The sequence below is a fragment of the Dolichospermum sp. FACHB-1091 genome, assembly GCF_014697585.1.
Classification (GTDB): domain Bacteria; phylum Cyanobacteriota; class Cyanobacteriia; order Cyanobacteriales; family Nostocaceae; genus Dolichospermum.
Window position 1 is genome coordinate 14,757 of the sequence record NZ_JACJSB010000042.1, and the last position, 17,487, is coordinate 32,243.

Genomic DNA, 17,487 nt, shown 5'->3' on the forward strand with positions numbered 1-17,487 from the left:
AGATACCTGGATTTCTCTTAAAGCATGAGAATATGACAGTCAATTGTTTTTTCTCACTTATGAGAAATATGGGGTGCTAATATTACAACAAAGAAAGTTGTGTATCCGCTTGATTAACCACATAAGCAACTCGCTTTTCTATTTTTGTTTTCATTACTTTACCTTCATTTATAGCTCTTGTTAACCAATCATCCATTTGTACTTTTCTCACTTGTAGAGAGTCCGCAAGTGATTTTGCATCCTTTGGTTGCTGTAAATGACTGAGAATTACAGGTAAAACAACATTATAAATATCTTTAGGAATAGTGGTTAAACCTTGTGAAATAGTATTATCATTATCTTCTGGCTGTGTTGTAATTACTTGTTTTTTTATACTTTCAAAATCACCTATAGTTTTTACTAACATTTCCTGCAAATTACCATTATCAAATTCTAAAGGAAACGGTTTTGCACCTCGATTATATAATTCTTGATTTCCTGCTGCAATTGGATATATCATGTTGACAAATACAGGAATTTCTTTGATTTTAGATAATGCTTCTACAGCACCATTCCAAGTCCCACCTTTTTCTAAATCAGACTTAACAACTAAAGCATAATCTGCTAAACTATAAATATATTTATTCCTTCCCATTGCGTTACCTTTATTAAATCCAGCATCAGGATCATAACTGGAAATTAAAGTTAATCTACCTTCTCGAATACCAGAGCGATATTTACTATTTACTGCTGCTTTAGTTAAGCTATCAGCTAATACACCAACACAAGTTCCTCCATTATTTAAAATACCTAACATTGATTCTTGATCTATACCTCTTGCACCTCCAGAAATAACTTGTATATTTTGTTGAGAACAAGTTTTTGCTACTCTTTGTGTGTATTGAATCATCTCCTCATCTACATCACGAGAACCTACAATTGCTAATCCTCCAGAAGATAACAATTCTGCATTTCCCACCCCATAAATAATTGGTGGTGCTGAATTTTTTAATATTTGTTTGAGACGTTTAGGATATTTAGCATCACCACGTCCTAATATCCATAAACCTTGACTTGTCCATTTTTCCACTGCCAGACTTAACATTAAACTACGTTTTAATAAAGCTATAAGTCTATCAGGATTAAGTTTATTAATAGTTATTGTTTTTATTTTTTCTATGGCTGTTGTTTCCAGTAAATATCCTGGACGCATTTGATTTTCTCGTAACCATTCTGTTAACAAGTTATATTCACTTAGAGTTAAAGGTAACGGTTCAGTTTGGCGATTTTGACCAAAACTAGCGCACAATAGCAAAATTGCTTGAGTATCTGGTGGTAGAATATGATTTGACATAGTATTAAACACAGTATTAAACATAATTTTCTAATCCTCTTGACCCAATGAATTAAGAGCTAATGCTAGAGGATAAACTAATCCACTTCCATTATTACGCAAAAGTGCAGCAATTACAGTAAAAGTCCAACGGGAATCTACCATATCATCAATTAAGAATACATTACCACTCATTCCTTGCCAAGATTCAATTATAAAAGCTCCATCTAAATTATGAGCTTGTTGATAACTATTGCTCATATTTTTTTGCAACTGAGTGTGACGAATTTTGCGAACAACTGGTTTAAATGGTAATCCTAATTTATCTGCTAGTCTTTTGGCAAAGTTAGGTACAAGTTCTGGACGATTTAAAGAAGGAACACAAGTAACCCAAGTGGGAAAAGGTTGAGGTTTCCAATTTTGAATCATTTCCAAGGTAGCTTGTACAAGTTCATCATCAAAATGATTATCTCTATATTTTCCTTTTTTAACTAATTCTCTCCAACCTGCATCACCCCATAAAGATAATGCTCTTCCTGTTTCTGCTCTTAAATTAGTTCTGATGTTTCCCGAAAATCTATAAGTTAATAATGCTTGTGAAGGCCATTGTTTACGCGGTTCTAAAATTTGATTACTCCGACGTAAAAACAAATTTGCTTGATTTACTCGTGCATTGATCACAGTTTCTGGTAATAAGCGTGTACCCACACACACTGTACATCTACCACATTTTTGTGGATTTGGATCATCTAATTCTGTTGCTAAAAAAGCCATTAAACATTGTGGACTTTTCATATATTCTAACATTCGCTCTTGTTCCCGTCTGCGAATTTGTGTTAGAAGTTCAATTTTTTCCCTGTTATATTGATAATTTATAGGTGTGACATACCATTTTGAACCTTGTTTACTTACTGGTGCAGGAGCTTCCAGAGATAGAATTTTTAAAACTTTATCAATTTGTCCTCTGGAAAGATTGAGTTGCTGTTCTAATTGAGGAATAGAAAAACCATCAACAGCTTTTTCTAGTTCATTTAAAACTTGTTGCGTATGAATTTCTGGAGGAAATGCTGTATTAATAAAGTAATTATTAATTTCATCATCTTCAGCACCACTCAAGAGAATACCATAAGCTGTTTCTACTGCTCTACCGGCTCTACCTACTTGCTGATAATAGTGAACAACAGAACCAGGTCTTTGATAATGAATAACAAACCCTAAATCTGGTTTATCAAAACCCATTCCTAAAGCTGTTGTGGCGACTAATGCTTTAATTTTATTATTCAGTAATTCGTCTTCTAATGCTATGCGAACTTGATTATCTAACTCGCTATAATAGGCTTTTGCATTAATACCTTGAGTGTTTAACCAATCAGCAACTCTTTGAGCATCTCTAACAGTTAATGCGTAAATAATACCACTTCCAGGTAACTGAGGGAGGTGCTGTGCTAACCAAGCTAACCTTGTAGTTTGACTAGGAAGATAAATGTTTTGTAAGCGCAAACTTTTTCTAGTTAAATCACCTCTAGAAATACGCAAATTCTGTCCCAATTGAGCTTTGATATCATCAACTACTCGGTTGTTAGCTGTAGCTGTTGTGGCCAAAACAGGAATATTGGGAGGTAGTCCCTGTAAAACTCTAACAATTCGGCGATAATCAGGACGAAAATCATGTCCCCAGTCAGAAATACAATGAGCTTCATCAACTACAAATAACCCGATTTTTTGAGATAATGGTAAAAGAATATTATTATAAAAATCTTGATTCGCTAATCTTTCTGGGGAAATTAATAAAACATCTACTTGATTTGTTAATAACTTTGTGTTGACAAGATTCCATTCATCAGTATTACTGGAGTTTATTGTTTCGGCTTTTACTCCAATCCGTTGTGCTGCTGCAATTTGATTTCGCATTAATGCTAAAAGAGGAGAAATCAACAGGGTACAACCAGCACCTTGATCTCTTAATAAGCGAGTTGCTAAAAAATAAACTAGACTTTTTCCCCAACCTGTACGTTGAACAACCAGTAACCGCGATTTGTTCAGTAGTAATTCTTCTATAGCTTCCCATTGTGCATCACGAAAATCAGCGTTTGGGTTATTCAAAGCCTGACGCAGAAGGACTAGTGCTTTTTCTCTAAGTATGGTTGTCATATATGCTGCGTATCTACTTACCATACTATTGTATCACAAAGGATAACCAACACCATGCTTTGGTGAGAAATTCGGGGTATTTCGTATAATATAATCAATGTTTTTGGATTTTTAATTCACATTGTTGGAAAATATAATTCACCGCAGCAAATAATTTATCTAAATCTTGAATCATATACAGATTTTTATTTCGAGTAAATACATCACCAACCAACTTTCCAAATTGCCATATTTTCCCGTTAGAAACAATTCCAAAAATATCACTAACAAAATCATCATTAATTCTCTGAACTGCGATCATTTCAGCTAAACACTGACTCCAACCTTCTTCAAATTTGTCTTGTTTAGCTTCAACTATCAAAAAATAAGGTTTATCAAAAACAATTGTACTTAAAGAGTTTCGCTGTGCCACAGTATAATCAGGAATACCTGATAAATCCTCATCATAAGCTAATGCTTCATGACTCCAAAGAGTTAATTTACTTCGGTAAGGTTTCCATACTTCTTTCAATACTGGATAAATAAGATTTTCACAAATAGCATCTTCGGAGTTATCAATAACTCCATCTGTAAATAGCAAGTCTAATTCCTCCTTAAAAGATTCCTTAGCCGGAAATTCTACTTCCAACATAAAATTAGATTGCACATACTTGATTTGAAATTTTTTAATGACTGAACTAATACTTTTATAATTGCTAAATGCCATAAAATTGTGTCAATCCTTAAATCCTTATGACCAGGGAACTCTTAACTGGGAACAGGCTTCGCCGTGACGGTTTTAGGCAACTTTACTTTTCGTTACTGATGTCGGTTTTTTTCCGTTCACCTACTTATAGCTTCCCATTGTGCATCACGAAAATCAGCGTTTGGGTTATTCAAAGCCTGACGCAGAAGGACTAGTGCTTTTTCTCTAAGTATGGTTGTCATATATGCTGCGTATCTACTTGCCATACTATTGTATCACAAAGCATAACCAACACCATTTGTAATAGGTTGATCATCTGGGAAATCCGGGCAATTACCAATGACTAATAGGCTGCCCTAGCTAACCAAGAAATAGTTACACCCAGAACCGAACCAGCAATAACTTGAACCGGTGTATGTCCTAGTAGTTCCTTGAGACGGTCTTGGAAAAAGTCCGGTTTTTCATGAAATAATTCATCAATCATTTGATTAAGTATCCGGGCTTGCTTACCGGCAGCTTGACGGACACCAGCAGCATCATACATAACAATAATAGCAAAAACCGCAGCTAGAGCAAATTCTGGAGATGCCCAACCTAAAGTTTGTCCTACACCGTCTGCTAGGGCTGTCACTAGGGCTGAATGGGCGCTAGGCATACCCCCAGTCGTGACTAGGACACGCACGTCTAATTTTTGGTGTTTGACTAACTCAACGATCAGCTTTAATCCTTGAGCCACAAAACAAGCTACAAGCGCAACCAACAGTACCCGGTTATTAATAATTTCGCCTATGCCTATGTCCTGCATGGTATTTTGGTGAGGTTAGTAAGTGTGAGTAGTGGTTGTGTGGAGGAAAAATGAGGATACAAGCCGCCAAAATCCAAAATAGAGGTTAGTGATTGCGGCTGGTGATAAAATGAGCGAGCGCTTGGAGAGGAATAGCTTTTTCACCATAAAATTCTAATTCGGCACAAGCTTCAGCAACTAGTTGTTGAGCTTTAGCGCGAGATTCTTCAATTCCCCACAAACTAGGATAGGTAACTTTTTTAGCTGCCAGATCCTTACCAGCGGTTTTACCTAACTGTTCTTGGGTAGCAGTAATATCTAGAATATCATCAATGATTTGGAAAGCGAGACCAATATTTTGAGAATAACGAGTTAATTTTTGCACATCTTGAGCAGATGCACCGGCAATAATTCCTCCACAAACTACGGAAGCTTCTAACAGGGCTGCGGTTTTGTGATTATGAATAAAATTCAGAGTTTCTAGGGAAATATCTGATTTACCTTCCGATTCTAAATCTACTACCTGGCCACCGACTAAACCAGCCCCACCCAAGGCCTTAGCCAGACGAATAATTACTTGTATAACCCTATCCTTGGGTACATTTTCAGGAGTTTGGGCGGCCACATACTCAAAAGCTAAGGCTAATAAACCATCTCCTGCTAAAATAGCCACATCTTCACCATAGACCTTATGATTGGTCAATTTACCACGACGATAATCATCATTATCCATAGCGGGTAAATCATCATGAATCAGTGACATGGTATGGATCATTTCTACTGCACAAGCTGTGGCCATTGCCATTTCTATTGTGCCACCAATCATGTCAGCGGTAGCTAGACAAAGAATGGGACGAACTCGTTTACCTCCAGCTAAGAGGGAGTAGCGCATGGCTTCATAAATCTTTTCTGGATAAGTTACGGTAATGGAATTATCTAAAGCCTGTTCGCAAAGCTGTTGTCGTTCTTTGAGATAGGTAGCGAGGTTAAAACTAGCCGACTCTGATTTTTGTGGGGTTGTCAATTTTTCATCCGTTGCTACCATGCTTTGTATTCCTCTTCACTGTTCAAAATATGGGGCTGTTGTTTGCGATCTGTATATTTTTGTTATTCAAACCCAATAACAATTTTACGGGGGTTGGGGACGGAAACACTCAAGAAATTTTAGATTTTAGATTTTAAATTTTGGCTTGGAGATTCAAAGTTTAAAATCTCAAGGAGTTTGAAGTCCCTAAATTCATTCGGGGAATAAATCTAAAATCCACAATCTAAAATTTTTAATCCTCCTGCATTCATAAAAATTATTTATCAGTTGCCTGTTGTTTGTAAATAGCTAGAGACAGTGTTCTGTAATAACATAGCAACTGTCATTGGACCGATACCACCAGGAACAGGGGTAATATATTCTGCCACATTAGCGATCGCTTCAAACTGAATATCACCAACCAAACGACTTTTGCCACTGTTATCTGTAACTCGATTTATTCCTACATCTACCACAACTGCACCCGGTTTGACCATCTCAGCGGTAATCATTCCCGTAATACCTGTGGCTGCAATAAGAATATCAGCATTTTGGGTAATATCCGGTAAATTCTGAGATTTTGAATGAGCAATTGTGACTGTAGCATTAGCCTCCAATAACATCAAGGCCATCGGTTTCCCTACTAAAATACTACGCCCTACCACTACTGCATTTTTACCCTGTAAAGGAATTTTGTATTCCGCTAATAACCGCATCACACCAGCGGGAGTACAACTGCGTAAACCTATTTCACCGCGTACCAGTCTACCTAAGTTTACCGGATGTAATCCATCAGCATCTTTGTCCGGTGCAATTCGATGTAGTAGACTAACAGCATCTAAATGATTGGGTAAGGGCAATTGTACCAAAATTCCATCTACCCTTTCATCTTCGTTAAGTTCAGCAATGACTTCCTCTAGTTCAGTTTGACTGGTTTGGGTGGGGAAATGTTTACCGAAAGATGTAATTCCAACTTTAGCACAGGATTTTTCTTTATTGCGGACATAAGCGGCCGATGCTGGGTTATCACCAACCATTAGTACAGCCAAACCAGGCCATCGGCCCATTTTACCTTGTACTATGGTAATAGTCTGGCGCAGTTCTTGTTGAATTTTGTCGGCTAATGCCTTACCGTCGAGGATTTTGGCAGTTTGTCTGTTCATAAAGAAGGGAACTCTAAACAGGGAACAGGTAACAGTTTTTAATTTTGACCTTTCGTCTGTATCCTGATCTTTTGTTTATTCATTTTCTCATTTTCCCAGTCCCCTAAAATTTAATTTTTTGCAGTAAAATACTAACTTGCTTTATTCACCAATTTCCAGAATAATCAATATTAGGTTATGTGAATATAAGCACAAGTCGCATACACCAACTACCTACCCATCGTGCAAGATACCGACTCCATGAATGACATAGCTGCTGCACTCCAACAGCCAGCAGATTTAGATTTTCAACTACCTGATCCAGAAGATGAGGAAATTCCTGAGTCTGACTTTTTACAACAACTAGATGTAGCATGGCAAGTATGCGATCGTTTTGACTTGCAAACAGAAATTTGGCGAGGCCGGATTTTACGTTCTATCCGTGACAGAGAAAAAAAAGGCGGAGATGGGCGCGGTACTGGTTTTCTTAAATGGCTCAAAGAACGGGAAATCAGTAAAACCCAGGCTTACAGTTGGATTCAATTAGCTAATAGTGCTGATACCCTGATTTCCGATGGCAAACTCGACCCAGACACAGTTAATAACTTTAGTAAACGGGCTTTTGTGGAAACGGCCAAAGCTGTACCAGAAGTACAACAGATGGTTAGTGAAGCCGCGCAAAAAGGCGATCGCATTACCCGGAGAGAAGTCCGTCAACTTACTGACGAATGGACTGCCATGACATCAGATTTATTACCAGAAGAGGTGAGAGAAAAAGCCGCAGATAACAGCCTGCCACCGCGCTACATTGCCCCTCTAGTCAAGGAAATGGAAAAACTGCCCGAATTGCACCAAAAGGCATTACAACGGGATATAGCCGCCAATCCTGACGTTGATACTGTTAAACAAGCGACTTCAGAAGCCCGTCAATTAGCTAAATATCTCAAATCTGCTGCTCAGGTACAAGCGTTAATAGCGGAAGATGTAGATATTGAAACCGCATTAGAAGAAGCCCAAAGAGTCGGTTGTTTAAGTATCGCTGCTGACTTAGTAAATCAAGCGTCTCAAATCGAACAAAGTATTGCCAAGTTGTATATGACTTGGAAAAAAATTGGTAATTTAGCGGATAGATTGTATGTAGATACGGGTGTAAGTACACCTAACCTGCGATCGCTCCTCACTTGTATAGAACCCCTTGGTGGTGAAATGATGGAATTGCAATTAAGTGGCGCAATAGAACATACAATTAGATTACAAATCCAGGAAACAAATTAGGTGCGGGTGTTACCAATTCCTCCTTATTTAGGGTAACAGCGGTGCTGCTAATTCATCCATTTTTTTAGCAAGTTCAACATCTAAATTACTGATAGCATTACCAATATCGTGGGTAGTAAGATCAACTATAACAGTGTTGTAAACATTAAACCATTCCGGGTGATGTCCCATTTTTTCCGCATAAATACCGACACTAACCATCCAACCTAAGGCAGTTGCAAAAGAGTTAAATTTATATTCTTTGTACAATTTGCCATCTTTGATTTGCCATCCTGGTAAACTCTTGAGAGCTAGTGTTAGTTCAGTTTCGTTCAATTTTCGTGCTGCCATTTTCCTAACCTACACAGGGATTTTATCAATCGCTATTCTATCTAATTACCATCTTTGGCGATTTTTGTGCTTCCATCTTTTGAGTAATATTCGCAAATAGCGAAAACTGAAATAACGGCTATACTTTTGCACCACTTCTTTTCCCACCAACAGCACCCCTGGCCAAAACAAAACTTCGGCCAAGACTAATAAAGCTGGTACTAATAGGGCTTTTTGAGCCAGGGAAATCGGTAAAAATGGTACAATGACAGCGATGGCTAACCAGGGAGAAAATGAGATAATGATTAAAATTAAACCTAGATTTTGCATATTTTATGTTTTTTTAAATAAAATTATCTTTAACTCAGTATAGAGAATAATCTATTTTTTATCAAAACTCCGATCTGGAGATGTCTAATTAGTCAATTCCTATTTGGCTGAAATACAGATTTATCCGCGCATATTTGCGTTTATCTGCGTTTAATTACTTATTTTGACACCGTAGTTGAAATAGTCAAGGCTATAAAATCTGAATTAACTTAAACTGCGATCGCTACTAAGGTACAATTAGTAAAGGCCAGTCAAAACTTTCTTTCCATAGCGCCCGATAATTGGCTAAAGTCCAATTACTGGGGAAAATCGCTGCTTTTGTTACCTAAACTCCCAGAAATGTGGAGAAAATCACAATTAGCGGCAGGAAAACGATAAATACACCTGTTAGCACCACTAACAGGCTTAAAAAATTGGCATTTTTGAGATTCCAATTTAGCTTGGACATTGGTTATGACTTCATGTATTTGTTTTTCTGGTACTAAAACATCAGTAAAAACTAATCTAATCACTATAGTTCCTTGTTAAGTTAAATTAAATCACAGTGATCATTATCCCCAATTTTATCGGGCAAGTTAAGTTTTTGTATCCAATGAGTAGGGTTAACGGAGTAATACAGAATATGCAGCAGATTTTAGACCAGGTCAAAGAAATTGATGTCCAAAGTGAAGAAATTGATTTCCAAAGTGAAGTATATAAAGATGCTTATAGCCGCATTAATGCTATCGTCATTGAAGGGGAACAAGAAGCCCACGAAAATTACATAACATTATCTCAACTATTACCGGCACAAGCAGAGGAATTAATTCGCCTGTCAAAAATGGAAAGTCGCCACAAAAAGGGATTTGAAGCCTGTGGAAAGAATTTAAAAGTAACTCCAGATCTGGAATTTGCCAAGGAATTTTTCTCAGGATTGCACAAAAACTTCCAAACCGCAGCAGCAGAAGGTAAAATAGTTACTTGTTTGCTAATTCAATCTTTAATTATTGAATGTTTTGCGATCGCAGCCTATAACATATATATTCCCGTGGCTGACGACTTTGCCAAGAAAATTACAGAAGGAGTTGTCAAAGAAGAATACAGTCATCTTAACTTTGGTGAGGTGTGGCTGCAAAAAAACTTTACAGAATCCAAAGCTGAATTAGAGCAAGCAAACCGTCAAAATCTGCCCATTGTCTGGAAAATGCTGAATGAAGTAGCAGACGATGCCAAAGTTCTAGCAATGGAAAAAGACGCTCTGGTAGAAGACTTCATGATTCAATATGGCGAAGCATTAAGTAACATAGGCTTTACCACCCGTGACATCATGCGTCTTTCTGCTTACGGACTCGTAACTGCTTAAATATTAACCATAGGGGTGACAATTCCGTTACCCCAAAGGATTGCTGAATAATTCCCAAGTTTTGCACGACAGCACACGCCTAAGATATCAATTCATGTTTGGTTTAATTGGACATCTGACTAGTTTAGAACACGCTCAATCAGTAGCTCAAGAATTGGGATATCCAGAATATGCCGATCAAGGGCTAGACTTTTGGTGTAGCGCCCCGCCACAAATAGTTGATCATATCACTGTCACCAGTATTACCGGGCAGAAAATAGAAGGAAAGTATGTAGAATCTTGTTTTTTGCCGGAAATGCTGGCTAATAGGCGGATTAAAGCCGCAACACGCAAAATCCTCAACGCTATGGCTCATGCACAAAAGCATGGCATTGATATTACAGCTTTGGGGGGATTTTCCTCAATTATCTTTGAAAACTTTAATTTAGAACAGTTTAAACAAGTTCGCAATATTAATCTAGAGTTTGAACGCTTTACTACAGGCAATACTCATACAGCTTACATTATTTGCAAGCAAGTAGAAACAGCATCTAAACAACTAGGAATTGAATTATCCCAAGCAACTGTGGCTGTGTGTGGAGCGACGGGGGATATTGGTAGCGCAGTAACCCGCTGGTTAGATAAAAAAACAGATGTCCAAGAATTGCTATTAATTGCTAGAAATCAAGAACGTTTGCAAGAACTACAAGCAGAACTAGGACGGGGTAAAATAATGGGGTTAGAGGAGGCATTACCCCAAGCGGATATTGTCGTCTGGGTGGCTAGTATGCCCAAAGGCGTAGAAATTGATCCAACCAGATTAAAGCAACCCTGTCTATTAATTGATGGTGGTTATCCTAAAAACTTAGGCACAAAAATCCAACATCCGGGGGTATATGTGTTAAACGGTGGCATTGTGGAGCATTCCCTAGATATTGACTGGAAAATTATGAAAATTGTCAATATGGATGTACCAGGCCGTCAATTATTTGCTTGTTTTGCTGAATCAATGCTACTGGAATTTGAGAAGTTATATACAAACTTTTCTTGGGGTCGTAATCAGATTACCGTAGACAAAATGGAGCAAATTGGTCGAGTGTCTATCAAACACGGTTTTAGACCATTGGTAGTTTAGTTAAAAGGCAAAAGGCAAGAGGCAAAAGGCAAAAGGCAAGAGGCAAGAGGCAAGTAGCAAAGATAAATATTCTCCTCGTTTTCCTATTCCCTGTTCCCTATTCCCTGTTCCCTATTCCCTGTTCCCTATTCCCTATTCCCTATTCCCTTAATATGGCAACAACTGAGCGTAAACCGCTACTATTAGATTTTGAAAAGCCTTTAGCAGAATTGGCCACTCGAATTGAGCAAATTCGCCAACTAGCTGAAGAGAATGGTGTTGATGTTTCTGGACAAATTCGCCAACTGGAAGCACGGGCTATGCAGTTGCGGGAGGAGATTTTTAGTAGTCTGACACCATCCCAACGACTACAAGTAGCTCGTCATCCCCGCCGCCCTAGCACCTTAGACTATATTCAGTCTATCAGTGATGAGTGGATGGAATTACATGGCGATCGCTGTGGCGGAGATGATCCCGCTTTAGTGGGTGGTGTCGGCCGTTTGGCTGGACAACCGGTAATGATGTTAGGACATCAAAAAGGTCGGGATACCAAAGATAACGTTGCCCGAAACTTTGGTATGGCTGCGCCTGGAGGCTACCGTAAGGCTCTGCGGCTCATGGAACACGCCAATAAGTTTAATATGCCAATTTTGACCTTTATTGATACTCCTGGGGCTTGGGCGGGCATAGAAGCCGAACACCAAGGACAAGGAGAAGCGATCGCCTATAATTTGCGGGAAATGTTCTGCTTTGACGTACCTATTATTTGTACAGTGATTGGTGAAGGTGGTTCTGGTGGAGCGTTGGGTATTGGTGTTGGCGATCATTTACTGATGTTTGAACACTCAGTTTATACAGTTGCCACTCCAGAGGCTTGTGCTGCAATTTTGTGGAAAGATGCCAGTAAATCCCCCCAAGCGGCAGTAGCCTTGAAAATTATCTCCCATGATCTGAAAAATTTGGGAATTATTGATGAAATTATTCCTGAACCTTTGGGTGGCGCACATTCTGACCCATTAACAGCGGCTACTAATTTGAAACAAGCCTTGGTAGAAAACTTAGATAAACTGAACCGGTTTACCCCGGCTGAACGCCGCCAACTCCGTTATGATAAATTCCGTAATATCGGTGTTTTTACAGAGCTTGTTCACTGAAATACTTACAAGAGAGCTATTTCAGGGTGATCAGCCCCATAACATAATAATTGAGCGGCTGCTGCTGGTGAAGCTAAAAAAATTGAAGATAATGGCATAGAAACACAGTAATGCTATAATTGCCTATGGCTGTTTAAAGATTTTTAACAATCTTCTCAGCTATAGGCATTTGTATTTACTTGATTTTATAGATAGCTGTTGGCTCACAGCACTGGCAAAAAGTTGGCAAATATCATGAATTTTGAGCAAAAAAGACGGGCTTTGATTACTGGGGCTAGTAGCGGAATTGGGACAGCAACAGCTTTAGCTTATGCCAAAGCTGGGATAGATGTAGCATTAGTCAGCCGTTCTCAAGATAAGTTAGAGTCCGTAGCTAAAGCCGCACATTAAAAGTGGAAGGTGAAACCTTCTGTTTTCTAATTGGTGATTTCGTTATTTATCTCTATGAATGATAATTGACAACTGACAACAGACCACTGACAACGGACAACTGACGACTGACGACTGACGACTGACGACTGACGACTGACCACTGACCACTGACTAACTACTAAAATTTAATCATGACTATCGCTGGTTCAAACGGTTCTAATCGCTTTCAATCTCCCCTGATTCCTGATTTAGCAGAAACTATCAATGTTCGACCAGACCGCAACACTCACGGTGGTAAAGCAGCAGAAATACATCCACCGTCTGAGGAAACAATGGATGAAATGATGGCAGCTGTACGGACAATGCTAGTGGGAGTAGGGGAAGATCCTGAACGAGAGGGACTTCTGAAAACGCCCAAGCGTGTAGCTAAAGCTATGAAGTTTCTCACTAGTGGCTACAATGAATCCCTAGAAGACCTCATCAATGGTGCGATATTTGATGAAGGACATGATGAGATGGTATTAGTAAGAGATATTAACTTCTTTAGCTTGTGTGAACATCATATGTTGCCTTTTATGGGTAGGGCGCACGTTGCCTATATTCCTAATCAGAAGGTTGTGGGATTAAGTAAATTAGCGCGGATTGTTGAGATGTATTCTCGTAGATTGCAAGTCCAAGAAAGACTAACTCGACAAATTGCGGAAGCACTGCAAACAGTTCTCGAACCCAAAGGTGTTGCTGTGGTCATGGAAGCTAGTCATATGTGTATGGTTATGCGCGGGGTGCAAAAACCCGGTTCTTGGACAGTCACTAGTTCCATGGTGGGTGTATTCCAAGAGGAACAAAAAACTCGTGAGGAATTTTTCAACTTGATTCGTCACCAAGCATCCTTCTTTTAATGAAGAATGGGTAATGGGTAATAGGTAATGGGTAATGGGTAATAGGTAATAGGTAATGGGTAATAGGTAATAGGTAATGGGTAATGGGTAACAAGAATTTTCCCATTACCACTGACAACTAACTACTGACTACTGACTACTGACCAATGAGCAAGCCTTTCAAACAATAAAGCCACTTGATCTAAATTTTTGTCACCCGGTGAGCGTTCGACACCACTAGATAAATCAATACCATTGGGTTTAATCTGCGCTAAGGCAGTCAAAATATTATCTGGTGTGAGTCCTCCCGCTAAGAACCAAGGAAGACTGGGGCTAAATTCCTGATTTAACTTATGCCAATCTAAAGTTTGTCCTGTTCCTCCTAGTTGTTGTGGATGGTAGGCATCAAGTAGTAGAGTATCTACATAATCGGTATAATTTCCGGTGGTTTGTAGATGCTCTAAACTGCGGACTCGGAAAGCTTTGATAATTTCTACTTGGGGGAGAGATTGACGTAATTGATGGCAAAATTCTGGTGTTTCCTCTCCATGTAACTGCACACCAGTCAAACCAGATTCTGTAACTACTTGACTAATTTCCGAAATAGTGGTATTGGCAAAAACGCCGATTTTATCAATATTTTGGGGAATGGGAGTAATAGCAGTCTGAATTTGAGCTATAGTAACGTAACGAGGAGAATCAGGAACACAGATAAATCCTAGTGCAGTTGCACCCAGGGACGCTATGGCTATAGACTGCTGTGGTTGAGTAATGCCGCAAATTTTAACACGCATTTAATAGTGAAGCAAAGGCTTAATATCTGAAAAGTTACAAATAATCACAAATGTATATTAATTTAACTTAAAAACTTTTGCTTTGTCCGATGTAATTTTATAATTCTGTAATATTCATTTTTTCATTGAGGAGAACACACCTTCATGTCATCAATCTTATTAGCCGCAACATCTGTTCCTGTTACACCGGTGTGGAGTCCTACAGTAGGCATCATTATTAGCGCCAGCAGCGCAGTTGTGCTTTTATTCACTTTTGCCCTGAAATCTGCTAAAGTTGGACCTGGGATGCCTGTATTGCCTGTAAGTGTACCGGGATTCATTGGGGCAATGGCTTTTGGTCATGTAATTGGTATTGGTATTGTATTAGGACTGACTAATATTGGTCGCTTGTAGGTTGGATTAATATTTTTTGTCAGCAGCAATAGGTAATTAATTTACCTGTTGCTTTTTTTGGCAAGTTCTAGATATTCGACTTCTTAGAGAGGTGGGGTATCTGGGGCTTTTTTTTCGTTAGGACTTACGCAAGATTCATGGAATAACGAACCACTCCAGGCACAGAGGTCACGGAGAAATGAGGATTTGAGAGATATTTTGCGTAAGTCCTGTTCGTGATCAAATTTGGGAAATTGTCTATCCTAGAGTTATACCTACATTTCTGACTATCAAATAATTTCTGGAAATATCTAATAATGCAAACAAATTGGCAAATAGGTTCTTTATTTGGCATTCCTTTGTTTTTAGACCCCCTATGGTTTCTAATTTTGGGGTTAACAACTCTCAATTTTGGTTTAGCTTACCAACAATGGGGGACTGTCGCGGGTTGGGGTGCTGGTTTAATCATGGCACTGCTGTTATTTGTTTCGGTGTTGCTGCATGAATTAGGACATAGTTTGGTGGCACAATCCCAGGGAATTAAAGTTAATTCTATTACTTTATTTTTGTTTGGGGGAGTTGCGGCCATTGAGGAGGAATCGGAAACTCCAGGGCTGGCTTTTCAAGTAGCGATCGCAGGTCCTGCAGTAAGTGTTATTCTATTTTTTCTACTGCGTCTAATAGCGACTGTAATTCCTGATAATAACCCCCTGAATGAAATGACGGGAGATTTATCGAGAATTAACTTAGTTGTGGCTTTATTTAATTTAATTCCTGGTTTACCTTTAGATGGAGGACAGGTTTTAAAAGCCGCTTTATGGAAAATTACAGGAAACCGTTTTCAAGCAGTACATTGGGCTGCAAAGGCTGGACAAATTTTAGGTTACAGTGCGATCGCTTTAGGGTTTATTATTGATTTTTTGACTGGGGAATTTATCACGGGTTTATGGGTGATTTTGATTGGCTGGTTTGTAGTTCGCAATGCTAACAGTTATGACCGTTTAACTACATTACAAGAAACACTACTAAATCTAGTAGCGGCTGATAGTATGACTCGTAATTTTCGGGTTGTTGATGCTAATCAAACTTTGCGACAATTCGCTGATTTATATCTTTTAGAAACTACTGTACCTCAAGTTTATTTTGCTGCTGCTGATGGTCGTTATCGCGGTTTGGTTGGGATTAATGATTTGCGAAATACGGAAAGAAGTGAATGGGAAAATCAAACTTTACAAACTATTGTTCATCCATTAACAGCAATTCCAACTGTTATGGAATCTACTTCTTTAGCGGAGGTAATCAATAAACTAGAAGCTGAACAATTACCCTTAATTACTGTTATTTCTCCTGCTGATACTGTAGCTGGAATTATTGATAGGGGGGACATTGTTCAAGCATTAGCACAAAGGTTAAATTTACCTATTACTTCATCGGAAATCAAAAGAATTAAGGAAGAGGGTAATTTTCCTCCCGGTTTACAATTAGGGATGATAGCGAAATCTGTGGAAAAATGAAATTGTCTGCATCAGGATAACCAGGATTTAAGGATTTTCAGGATGAAATATCAAAAATTAAACGCAGATCAACGCAAATAAACGCAGATAATTTTGACATTTTCTCTTTGTTCTATTTTTGAAAAAAATTAGGTATTGTAGGGTGCGTCAGATTGCATAAATTATATCAATAAACTATCAATAAACAGATTTGTAATATCTGACTCACCAACCGTATCTTTTCATAAATCAAATATTATTCCTATATCCTGATTCTGACCAGAAAATGCTATGATCAAAATATAAATACTCCATGACTATATCAATTTTTCAACCATGTCTAGACTCCTCGTTACTCAATACCAAGCGGAAGTAGAAAAAATCATTCAATATGGTGGTTCTCGCAAAGAAACATCCATTCGCGTCGCTTTCGAAAATCTGTTAAATGAATATTGTAAACCCCGTGATTTTCTGCTCATTCCCGAACTAGATTACAAACTACCAAATGGGAAAATTGTTTATCCCGACGGGACAATCAAAGACGCTTTGCGTTTAGATTGGGGTTACTGGGAAAGTAAAGACCAATACGACAAATTAGACGAAGAAATAGAAAAAAAATTAAATAAAGGTTATCCCGATAGTAATATACTATTTGAAGACTCTCAAACTGCGGTTTTAATTCAATCTGGACAAGAAACCCAGCGCGTTCTTATGCGCGATGCTGACGCGGTAGATAGTATTATTAATAACTTTATTAATTATGTCCGTCCTGAAGTACGGGACTTTCGGGAAGCAATAGATACATTTAGGCAGGACTTGCCCATTATCTTAGATTCTCTCAGAAAGTTGATAAAATGTCAAGAAGGTAATAATATATTATTTGAAAACGCCAGAGATAAGTTTTTTAATATTTGTCAAAAGTCCATAAATCCTGAAATTACCTTATTAGATATTCAGGAAATGATCATCCAACATAT

General features: G+C 38.4%; 17 protein-coding genes and 2 pseudogenes. 9 read left to right on the forward strand and 10 right to left on the reverse strand.

The features are described 5' to 3' along the window. Positions 1 to 82 precede the first annotated feature (82 nt). The 6 genes from H6G25_RS19500 to folD form a co-directional block, all read right to left on the reverse strand. Positions 83 to 1,357 (reverse strand): DNA-processing protein DprA, encoded by a 1,275-nt coding sequence (locus tag H6G25_RS19500; RefSeq protein WP_242035036.1) that lies wholly within the window; start codon positions 1,355 to 1,357, stop codon positions 83 to 85. A 6-nt stretch (positions 1,358 to 1,363) separates the two neighbouring features. Continuing rightward, positions 1,364 to 3,463, reverse strand: coding sequence for a RecQ family ATP-dependent DNA helicase (locus H6G25_RS19505; protein WP_190393921.1), 2,100 nt, complete (start codon positions 3,461 to 3,463; stop codon positions 1,364 to 1,366). A gap of 94 nt (positions 3,464 to 3,557) precedes the next feature. After that, positions 3,558 to 4,169 carry a hypothetical protein gene (locus tag H6G25_RS19510; RefSeq protein WP_028085283.1) on the reverse strand — a complete coding sequence of 204 codons (612 nt, stop codon included), beginning with the start codon at positions 4,167 to 4,169 and terminating at the stop codon, positions 3,558 to 3,560. 322 nt (positions 4,170 to 4,491) lie between these two features. Then, the gene (locus tag H6G25_RS19515; RefSeq protein WP_028085284.1) at positions 4,492 to 4,953 is read right to left on the reverse strand and encodes a divergent PAP2 family protein; all 462 of its coding nucleotides are present in this window, start codon (positions 4,951 to 4,953) and stop codon (positions 4,492 to 4,494) included. Positions 4,954 to 5,038: 85 nt separating this feature from the next. Continuing rightward, positions 5,039 to 5,977 carry a geranylgeranyl diphosphate synthase CrtE gene (gene crtE, locus H6G25_RS19520; RefSeq protein ID WP_190393922.1) on the reverse strand — a complete coding sequence of 313 codons (939 nt, stop codon included), beginning with the start codon at positions 5,975 to 5,977 and terminating at the stop codon, positions 5,039 to 5,041. 263 nt (positions 5,978 to 6,240) lie between these two features. Next, complete coding sequence (gene folD, locus H6G25_RS19525; RefSeq protein ID WP_190393923.1) at positions 6,241 to 7,119, reverse strand: bifunctional methylenetetrahydrofolate dehydrogenase/methenyltetrahydrofolate cyclohydrolase FolD; 879 nt, start codon at positions 7,117 to 7,119, stop codon at positions 6,241 to 6,243. Positions 7,120 to 7,341: 222 nt separating this feature from the next. Between folD and H6G25_RS19530 the strand changes: the two genes are divergently transcribed. After that, entirely contained in the window at positions 7,342 to 8,373 is a 1,032-nt protein-coding gene (locus H6G25_RS19530; protein ID WP_190393924.1) for a hypothetical protein, read from the forward strand. A 27-nt stretch (positions 8,374 to 8,400) separates the two neighbouring features. Here H6G25_RS19530 and H6G25_RS19535 read toward each other — a convergent pair whose 3' ends face one another. The 3 genes from H6G25_RS19535 to H6G25_RS19545 all read right to left on the reverse strand — a co-directional run bounded on the left by H6G25_RS19535 (position 8,401) and on the right by H6G25_RS19545 (position 9,524). Next, on the reverse strand, positions 8,401 to 8,703 hold the full coding sequence (locus H6G25_RS19535; protein ID WP_028089056.1) for a 4a-hydroxytetrahydrobiopterin dehydratase: 303 nt from the start codon (positions 8,701 to 8,703) through the stop codon (positions 8,401 to 8,403). A 45-nt stretch (positions 8,704 to 8,748) separates the two neighbouring features. Next, entirely contained in the window at positions 8,749 to 9,012 is a 264-nt protein-coding gene (locus H6G25_RS19540; RefSeq protein WP_137906423.1) for a transporter suffix domain-containing protein, read from the reverse strand. Between the two features lie 296 nt (positions 9,013 to 9,308). Then, on the reverse strand, positions 9,309 to 9,524 hold the full coding sequence (locus H6G25_RS19545) for a hypothetical protein (RefSeq protein WP_137906424.1): 216 nt from the start codon (positions 9,522 to 9,524) through the stop codon (positions 9,309 to 9,311). A 110-nt stretch (positions 9,525 to 9,634) separates the two neighbouring features. Between H6G25_RS19545 and H6G25_RS19550 the strand changes: the two genes are divergently transcribed. From H6G25_RS19550 to folE, 5 genes and pseudogenes are all read left to right on the forward strand, one after another. Continuing rightward, positions 9,635 to 10,354: an aldehyde oxygenase (deformylating) gene (locus tag H6G25_RS19550; RefSeq protein ID WP_190393925.1), complete on the forward strand. Its 720-nt coding sequence runs from the start codon at positions 9,635 to 9,637 to the stop codon at positions 10,352 to 10,354. Between the two features lie 94 nt (positions 10,355 to 10,448). Continuing rightward, complete coding sequence (locus tag H6G25_RS19555; protein ID WP_190393926.1) at positions 10,449 to 11,468, forward strand: long-chain acyl-[acyl-carrier-protein] reductase; 1,020 nt, start codon at positions 10,449 to 10,451, stop codon at positions 11,466 to 11,468. A gap of 152 nt (positions 11,469 to 11,620) precedes the next feature. Further along, positions 11,621 to 12,601 (forward strand): acetyl-CoA carboxylase carboxyltransferase subunit alpha, encoded by a 981-nt coding sequence (locus H6G25_RS19560; protein WP_190393927.1) that lies wholly within the window; start codon positions 11,621 to 11,623, stop codon positions 12,599 to 12,601. Positions 12,602 to 12,835: 234 nt separating this feature from the next. Then, positions 12,836 to 12,985, forward strand: a pseudogene (locus tag H6G25_RS19565) (SDR family NAD(P)-dependent oxidoreductase); the annotation flags it as partial. Between the two features lie 179 nt (positions 12,986 to 13,164). After that, on the forward strand, positions 13,165 to 13,872 hold the full coding sequence (gene folE / locus H6G25_RS19570) for a GTP cyclohydrolase I FolE (RefSeq protein ID WP_137906427.1): 708 nt from the start codon (positions 13,165 to 13,167) through the stop codon (positions 13,870 to 13,872). A 122-nt stretch (positions 13,873 to 13,994) separates the two neighbouring features. Here the strand turns inward: folE and H6G25_RS19575 are convergent, their stop codons facing one another. Beyond that, positions 13,995 to 14,645 carry a phosphoribosylanthranilate isomerase gene (locus H6G25_RS19575; RefSeq protein WP_190393928.1) on the reverse strand — a complete coding sequence of 217 codons (651 nt, stop codon included), beginning with the start codon at positions 14,643 to 14,645 and terminating at the stop codon, positions 13,995 to 13,997. Positions 14,646 to 14,789: 144 nt separating this feature from the next. Here H6G25_RS19575 and H6G25_RS19580 point away from each other — a divergent pair, with 144 nt between their 5' ends. From H6G25_RS19580 to H6G25_RS19590, 3 genes and pseudogenes are all read left to right on the forward strand, one after another. Next, on the forward strand, positions 14,790 to 15,038 hold the full coding sequence (locus tag H6G25_RS19580) for a photosystem I reaction center subunit PsaK (RefSeq protein WP_028085297.1): 249 nt from the start codon (positions 14,790 to 14,792) through the stop codon (positions 15,036 to 15,038). A 296-nt stretch (positions 15,039 to 15,334) separates the two neighbouring features. After that, positions 15,335 to 16,531, forward strand: coding sequence for a site-2 protease family protein (locus H6G25_RS19585; RefSeq protein WP_190393929.1), 1,197 nt, complete (start codon positions 15,335 to 15,337; stop codon positions 16,529 to 16,531). Between the two features lie 315 nt (positions 16,532 to 16,846). Then, positions 16,847 to 17,487, forward strand: a pseudogene (locus tag H6G25_RS19590) (DNA methyltransferase); the annotation flags it as partial.